Annotated in this window: 6 protein-coding genes and 1 pseudogene; 4 read left to right on the top strand and 3 right to left on the bottom strand. The window is 71.3% G+C overall.

The window, feature by feature from the left end; genetic code table 11:
• Positions 1-187: pseudogene (locus tag SACPADRAFT_RS33275) on the bottom strand (hypothetical protein); the annotation flags it as partial.
• 75 nt (positions 188-262) lie between these two features.
• Here SACPADRAFT_RS33275 and SACPADRAFT_RS0219360 point away from each other — a divergent pair.
• Complete coding sequence (locus SACPADRAFT_RS0219360; protein WP_007025884.1) at positions 263-568, top strand: glutaredoxin family protein; 306 nt, start codon at positions 263-265, stop codon at positions 566-568.
• Between the two features lie 97 nt (positions 569-665).
• On the opposite strand, the gene SACPADRAFT_RS0219355 is transcribed toward SACPADRAFT_RS0219360, so the two are convergent.
• Positions 666-1,118, bottom strand: coding sequence for a nitroreductase family deazaflavin-dependent oxidoreductase (locus SACPADRAFT_RS0219355; RefSeq protein ID WP_007025885.1), 453 nt, complete (start codon positions 1,116-1,118; stop codon positions 666-668).
• A 387-nt stretch (positions 1,119-1,505) separates the two neighbouring features.
• Between SACPADRAFT_RS0219355 and SACPADRAFT_RS0219350 the strand changes: the two genes are divergently transcribed.
• From SACPADRAFT_RS0219350 to SACPADRAFT_RS0219340, 3 genes are all read left to right on the top strand, one after another.
• Positions 1,506-4,340, top strand: a complete 2,835-nt coding sequence (locus SACPADRAFT_RS0219350) for a sensor domain-containing protein (RefSeq protein WP_028662602.1) — start codon at positions 1,506-1,508, stop codon at positions 4,338-4,340.
• Between the two features lie 77 nt (positions 4,341-4,417).
• Positions 4,418-4,627, top strand: a complete 210-nt coding sequence (locus tag SACPADRAFT_RS0219345) for a type II toxin-antitoxin system VapB family antitoxin (RefSeq protein ID WP_007025887.1) — start codon at positions 4,418-4,420, stop codon at positions 4,625-4,627.
• Between the two features lie 148 nt (positions 4,628-4,775).
• Complete coding sequence (locus SACPADRAFT_RS0219340) at positions 4,776-6,176, top strand: ATP-binding protein (protein WP_028662601.1); 1,401 nt, start codon at positions 4,776-4,778, stop codon at positions 6,174-6,176.
• 43 nt (positions 6,177-6,219) lie between these two features.
• On the opposite strand, the gene SACPADRAFT_RS28795 is transcribed toward SACPADRAFT_RS0219340, so the two are convergent.
• Positions 6,220-6,754: LutC/YkgG family protein (locus SACPADRAFT_RS28795; protein ID WP_007025889.1), on the bottom strand; the 535-nt coding region annotated here is incomplete at its 5' end.

Raw genomic sequence — 6,754 nt, 5'->3', positions numbered from 1 at the left:
CGGGGCGCTCCCGCACCAGCCGGTTGACCAGCGCGGCGGCTGTGGTCGGCTTGCGCAGCCGGGAGATCCGTCCTGCCAGGTCACGCTCGCCCGCGGCGCGCGCCTCGGCCGCACGCCGCCCGCGCAGGGAGACGAAAGCCGCCCGATCGGTGCCGTACAACTCGTCGGCCACCGCGTCGAAATCCATGGGCACAGGGTCGCTCAAGGGCGGGCGGCACGCCCGGCCCGCGCCCGGTTACGGTGTCGGAAGAGGGAGGAAACTGTGGCTATCAACGAGATCGAGTTCTACTGGCGGCCGGGGTGCCCGTTCTGCGCCATCCTGCGGGGCCGCCTGCGCAACACCGGACTCCCCGTGCGGGAGATCAACATTTGGGAGGACTCGGAGGCGGCGGCCCGGGTGCGTGCGGCGACCGACGGCGACGAGACCGTTCCCACGGTGTTCCTCGGTGACCGTGTGCTGGTCAATCCGAGCATCAACGAGGTCACCGACGCGGTGACCACCGACGCGCCCGAACTGTTCGACCTGGCCGTGGAGCCGGCCGCGCAGGAGCACGCGTCCCGGCACTGACCTCGGCGGGACCACACCAGCACACCGACACCGGGGCACCCTCCGGGGTCGGACCTTCACGATCCGCCCGCGACAGCGCTGCTGTGCGGAACGCGTCTCACCGCGGCGTGACCACCCGGAAGACCGGGCACCCCGGGGCGGCCGCGCGGAGGTCCGCCGTGTCGGAGTGCGCGTCGACCCCGTCGAAGAACCGGCCGACCTCCCACCCCCACCGGGCCAGGTAGGCGCGCAGGATCTCCACCTTCTCGTCGTCGGGCAGCTCGACCGCGCGGAAGCGCCGGACACGCCGCCCCACCCGGAGCTGTCCGCCCCCGGCGGCGCGGAGATTGCGGACCCACTGGGTGTGCCCACGGGGTGAGACGAGGTAGTCCGCACCGTCCAGGGTCAGCAGGTTCACCGGCGTGGACCGCCACTGTCCGGAACGGCGCCCCCGCACGGACAGGATCCGCGTGCCCCACAGGCTCACTCCCAGACCGGTCAGCGACCGGACGACGAGGTTGAGTCCCGCATCGAGCTTCCCGGGTCGGCGATAGCGACGCGCGTCGGTCATCGGCGTTCCTCCTCGAGAACAGTGCTCATATCCAGGGACCACTGAACACCACCCCGACCTCCCCGTCACCTGCGAATCCGGCCCGGCCTCCTCAGCGCACCGGCACCCCACCCACCGCTCGCGCTGTCCTTCCCGGCAGTTCGACACTCACACCGTCGGGCGAGTGCTGGTTTCGTCGGCCTCCGGCACGACCGCCGTCCCGTCACCGGAATCGGCGGTTCGGACCACCGACCCGGGCGAAAAGCGTCGACACCGCCTAGTCTGACGACCGCGGGTCGGTGTGGAAGAGAAACCGGCGCGGCAGTGCGGCACGATTTCCCTCGTCTCGCCCAGTGGTGATTTCATATCGTGATCGTGCCCGGAGACGAGCGGCGGATGGACTTCGACATGGAGGCGCATACACGCGACGAGGTACCCCACTGGTTCGGTCCGGACCGGGACGATCTCGTCGATCTCGCACCGAACGGCGGTGTGGGGGCGACGTGGTCCGCTGATCTGGGCACTGGTGAGATCACCTGGAATGCGGATCTCCCGGAGGTTCTGGGCGTCCCCACCGCGGACGAGGACGATATCGACACGCGACTGCGCGAACTGATCGGCCCGTTGACCGCCGCCGCCCGCAATTCCCCGGCGTGGGAGATTCTCGATCTCGAACAACGGCACACCACATTCGACGGATCGTCCCGCCGCCTGCGGTTCCTCGCGCGTGTCCACCGCCCGCCGGCCACCGGTGACGAGCACACCGACGCCGGTCCGGAAGCCGGGACCCCGCATCCCGGCCCCGGGCGACTGGTCGGTATCGCGACCGACGTGACCGGGGATCCCGCGGAGAGCGACGTCGCCGAGGTCCGGGGTGCCCGGTGGCCCGGCGATCCGGTCGAGGGCTACCGGCGACTGGTCGAGTCCCACCCGCACGGAATCTGTGTCCACGACGGAACGACGCTGCTCTACGCCAATCCGGCGACCGCGGCCCTGGTGGGTGCGAAGGATCCCGGTGCGCTGGTGGGCAGGCACCTCACCGAGTTCGTCACCACCGACGCCGTCCCGGAGATGCTGCGCCGGATCGACACGCTCGACCGGCCGGGTGCGACGACCGGCCCGGTCCGGGTGAGGCTGGTGCGGGCCGACGGAGGCACCACGGTCGTCGAGTCGACCGCGGTGCGCACCACCTGGCGGGGTCGTCCGGCGTATCAGGTCACCCTGCGCGACGTCACCCGTGCGCGGTCGGTGGAGTCGGCCCTGCGGTACGAGGCCGCGCTGGTCTCGCACGTGAGCGACGCGATCATCGCCACGGACTCCGGCGGTGTGGTGCGCAGTTGGAATCCCGCCGCCGGGACGGTGTACGGGCATCCGGCGGAGACCGCCGTGGGCAGGCACGTCCTCGACCTGGTGGGCGGGGGCCCCGACCCGGCCACGATCGTCGCCGAGGGCGGCGTGGCCGAGACCGAACACCGGCGGTGCGACGGCACCGCGGTGACGGTGCGGGTCTCGGCCGCCGAGATGGACGACGGCTACGTCCTGGTGTGCGCGGACGAGACGGCCCGCCGCCAGGCGCAACGCCGCTACCGGACCGTGGTCGCCGCCCTGGACGAGGGGGTCGTGGTCCTCGACCCGACCGGGCTGGTCGAGACCGCCAATCCGGCGGCCGGGCGGATCCTCGGGCTCCCGGTCGACGCGATGATCGGCTGTTCGCCCGCGTTGTTCCCGCTGCACGACGAGTCCGGGACGCGGATCCCGACGAGCGAGAACCCGGCCGCGGTGACCCGGCACACCGGCAGGCCCGCCGACGGCCGGGTCGTGCGTGCGCGCAGGCCGGACGGGCGCTGGGTGTGGCTGTCGCTGAGCTGCCGCGCGCTGGATCCGCACGGCCCCGCCCCGCACGCCGTGGTCGTCTCGTTCAGCGACATCACCGAGCGCCGCGCGATCGGGCGACGTCTGGCGCACGACGCGACCCACGACTCGCTGACCGGGCTCGCCAACCGGGCGCTCGTGCTGCGCGGTCTCGCCTCCGCCCTCCGCGGCACCGGGCCGGAGGACCTGACCTGCGTACTGTTCATCGACCTGGACAAGTTCAAGGTCATCAACGACTCGCTCGGGCACGGGGTCGGCGACCGCGTCCTGCGTATCGTCGGCGACCGCCTCCGCCGCCACGTGCGGGACCGCGACGTCGTCGGCAGGCTGGGCGGGGACGAGTTCGCCGTCGTGACCCCCGGTGTGCAGCACTGCGGGCAGGTCCGCGCGCTGGTCGATTCGCTGCGCCGTGCGCTCACCGAACCGATCACGGTCGACGGCCGCAGGCTGCGCGTCGACGCCAGCATCGGCATCGTCACCGCGACCGGCGACGACGGGCGCTGCCCCGAGGACCTGCTGCGCGACGCCGACGTCGCGATGTACCAGGCGAAGACCCGGGGCCGGGGCCGGTACGAGTTCTTCGACGTCGAACTGCGGGAGCGGGTGCAACGGCAGCTCCGGCTGGAGCAGGATCTGCGCGACGCGGTGCCGGAGGGCCAGCTCTGGGTCGCCTACCAGCCGATCGTGGACCTGCGCACCTACCGCCGGGTGGCCGTGGAGGGCCTGTTGCGCTGGCAGCACCCGGTCCACGGGCTCATCTCCCCCGGCGAGTTCATCCCGCTGGCCGAGGAGAGCGACCTGATCACTCTCATCGGCGGCCACATGCTGCGCACGGCCACCGGGGAGCTGGCCCGGCGACGGCTGCACGGCACGTCCCGCACCCGGCTCGCGGTGAATCTCTCCGCACGTCAGCTCGACGACGAGTCGCTGGTGGCGGCCGTGGACGACGCCCTGCGCACCACCGGCCTGCCGCCGGGCGAGCTGTGTCTGGAGATCACCGAGAGCGCGCTGATGCGCGAGCCCTCCGCCGCGGCCGAGGTGCTGACGGCCCTGCGCGGGCTGGGGGTCCGGCTGGCCATCGACGACTTCGGCACCGGCTACTCGTCGCTGGCCCAGCTGTGGAAGCTGCCGCTGGACACGCTCAAGATCGACCGCTCGTTCGTCGCGGGCCTCGACGGCCCCACGGACAGCGACGCGGAGGCCATCATCACGGGCATCGTGCGGATGGCGCACTCGATGGGGCTCACGGTGGTCGCCGAGGGTGCGGAGAACGACGGTCAGGTGCGGGTGCTGCGCGACCTCGGCTGCGACCGGGCCCAGGGCTTCCACTTCGGCAGGCCCGCCCCGGCCGACGAGGCGTTCGACCCCTGACCGACCCCGACCGCACGACCGACGACCCGACCCGATGGGGCGATCCGTGCGGCATCGGGGTCGTGTAGGAACGTGTCATGTCCAAGGTTTTCCTCGACATCGACGACGACGCGCTCGGCGAGGCGTCCGAACTGCTCGGCACGAACACCGCGGAGGAGACGGTGAACCTCGCGTTGCGGGAGACCGTGCTGCGACTGCGACGGGCGCAGGCCCTCGCCGAGCTGGCCGAGGCCGGGGAGGGAGGCGGGGCCGACGACCTGCTGCACAAGAACCCGCACCGTCGGTGACGTCGGCACTCTCTCCTGGACACGAGCGCCCCGGCCGACCTCGACCGACCGGGGGTCCCGTGGGCGTGGTCCCCCATCGAAATTGCCGCCGCAGGATTATCCTGCGCAGGATTATCCGCTGACGGCAATTTCGATGTACGATACCGATGTGCAGTTCCTCAACCGGGCGGACGAACTGGAGCTACTCGACCGGCGTCTCCGGGGCGACTCCGCAGAGCTCCTCGTGATCTACGGGCGTCGGCGCGTCGGCAAGACCGAGTTGCTGACCCACTTCGCGGACGGCACACGGGCACTGTTCGTGGAAGCGACGGACACCGTCAGACAGGAACAACTGCACGACCTCACCGACGAGCTCGCCCGGGTCTCCGGAGACGAGCTGTTGAAAAGCCAACCACTGACCAGCTGGGAGGCGGCGCTGGCCGCGATCGCCCGCTTCGTGGGCGACCAGCGCACACTCGTGGTTTTCGACGAGTTCCAGCTGCTGGCGCAGCAGGCACCCGAACTGGAGAGTGTGCTCAGCCGCTGGTGGCGAACGACAGGCCGGACGCTGCCACTCGTCCTGGTCCTCGCCGGGAGCGAGATCTCCTTCTTCGAGGACGAGGTGCTCGCCGGACGTCTGTACGGGAGGCGGACCGGACAGCTCAAGGTGGAACCGTTCCTGGCCCGCGACGCGGCACTCTTCCACCCCGGCTACACCGCTGAGGACCGGGTACGGACGTATTCCGTGTGTGGTGGCATCCCGTACTACCTGGCACGGTTCACCGATGACCGCCCGCTCGGTGAGCATCTGCTGACCGAGGTGTTCGAGCGCGGCGGCCTCCTGCACGACGAGGCCGAACTCATGCTGAGACAGTCGATCGGTGACCCGGCCAATCACACCGCCGTGCTCCGGGCGATCGCCCACGGCCACAACCGCAACAGCACCATGAGTGCCCGTACCGGGCTCGAGCCGGCCCATATCACCAAGCTGCTCGGCACCCTCGAACGGTTGGGTCTCGTCGAGAGTCAACGCCCGGTCACCGCGTCCCCCCGTAGCAAGAAGGTCACCTATCGGATCTGCGACCAGTTCCTCCGCTTCCACTACCGCTTCGTCGAAGCCGCGCGTTCCCAGTTGCGGACGAACGCCCTCGCCGCCGCCTACGTGCAGGACACGGTGCTCCCTCAGCTCGATCATCACACGTCGGGAGTATGGGAAGATGTCTGCCGGGAGCACGTGCTGCTGAACTCGCCCGAGGTGAGCTCCGTCGGCCGCTGGTGGGGACCGGTGCCGACGGGGCGGGATCGTCGCACGACCGAACGCGAGATAGACATCGTCGGTGTGGACGGGGACAACAACACCCGCGTGCTCGGCATGTGCAAGTGGACCACGTCAGCGGTCGATTTCGCCGAGCTCAACCTGCTGGACAGCCTGATACCGTTCGTCGACAGGGTCGTCGACCAGCCGCGTCGGGTGCTCTGCTCCCGCGCGGGATTCACCGATCGACTGGTCCGGCACGCGGCCGGGGACCCGACGCTGTCCCTGGTGACCCCGGCCGACATCTACGCGTGAGGCGACCGACGGGCCCGCGCCATGGGCGGCCCGGTGACCGCGGTCACGGGTCGTCGGCCACCAGCACCTCCAGGGTGCGGGGGCCGTGCACACCCTCCACGCGGTCGAGTTCGATGTCGCTGGTCGCCGACGGTCCGCTGACGAAGGTCAGCGGGCGTGCCGGGTCCAACCGCGCCAGCGCGTCGGGGACGCCTGCCGCGATGCGTCCGGCCGGGACGACGCACAGGTGGTAGTCCGGCACCAGCGTGAGCATCCGCCTGCCCTGCCCCGGCCCGGTGTCCAGCACGAGGGTGCCCGTGTCGGCGATCGCCACCGCGCACCCGGTCAACACCCCGTCGACCCGGTCCAACTCGGCCACGGACAGTGCCTCGTCCGGCGGCGCGTCGGGCAGCCAGCGCACCCCGTCCGCGCACCACGCCGGGTCCACGTCGGCGGGAACCGCCATCGTGGACACACCCCGGTCGGCCAGACACCGCCGGATCGTCCCGGCCACCTCGTCCGCGCCGACCCGGTGCACGACGGCCCGGTAGTCCGCCAGGCGCCGGGCCAGCAACCCGGCCGGGTCCGCGACGGTGCGC

Source organism: Saccharomonospora iraqiensis subsp. paurometabolica YIM 90007 (genome assembly GCF_000231035.2).
GTDB classification, from domain to species: domain Bacteria; phylum Actinomycetota; class Actinomycetes; order Mycobacteriales; family Pseudonocardiaceae; genus Saccharomonospora; species Saccharomonospora paurometabolica.
Note: the sequence above shows the minus strand (reverse complement) of the source record. Positions and strands in the feature narration are given on the sequence as shown.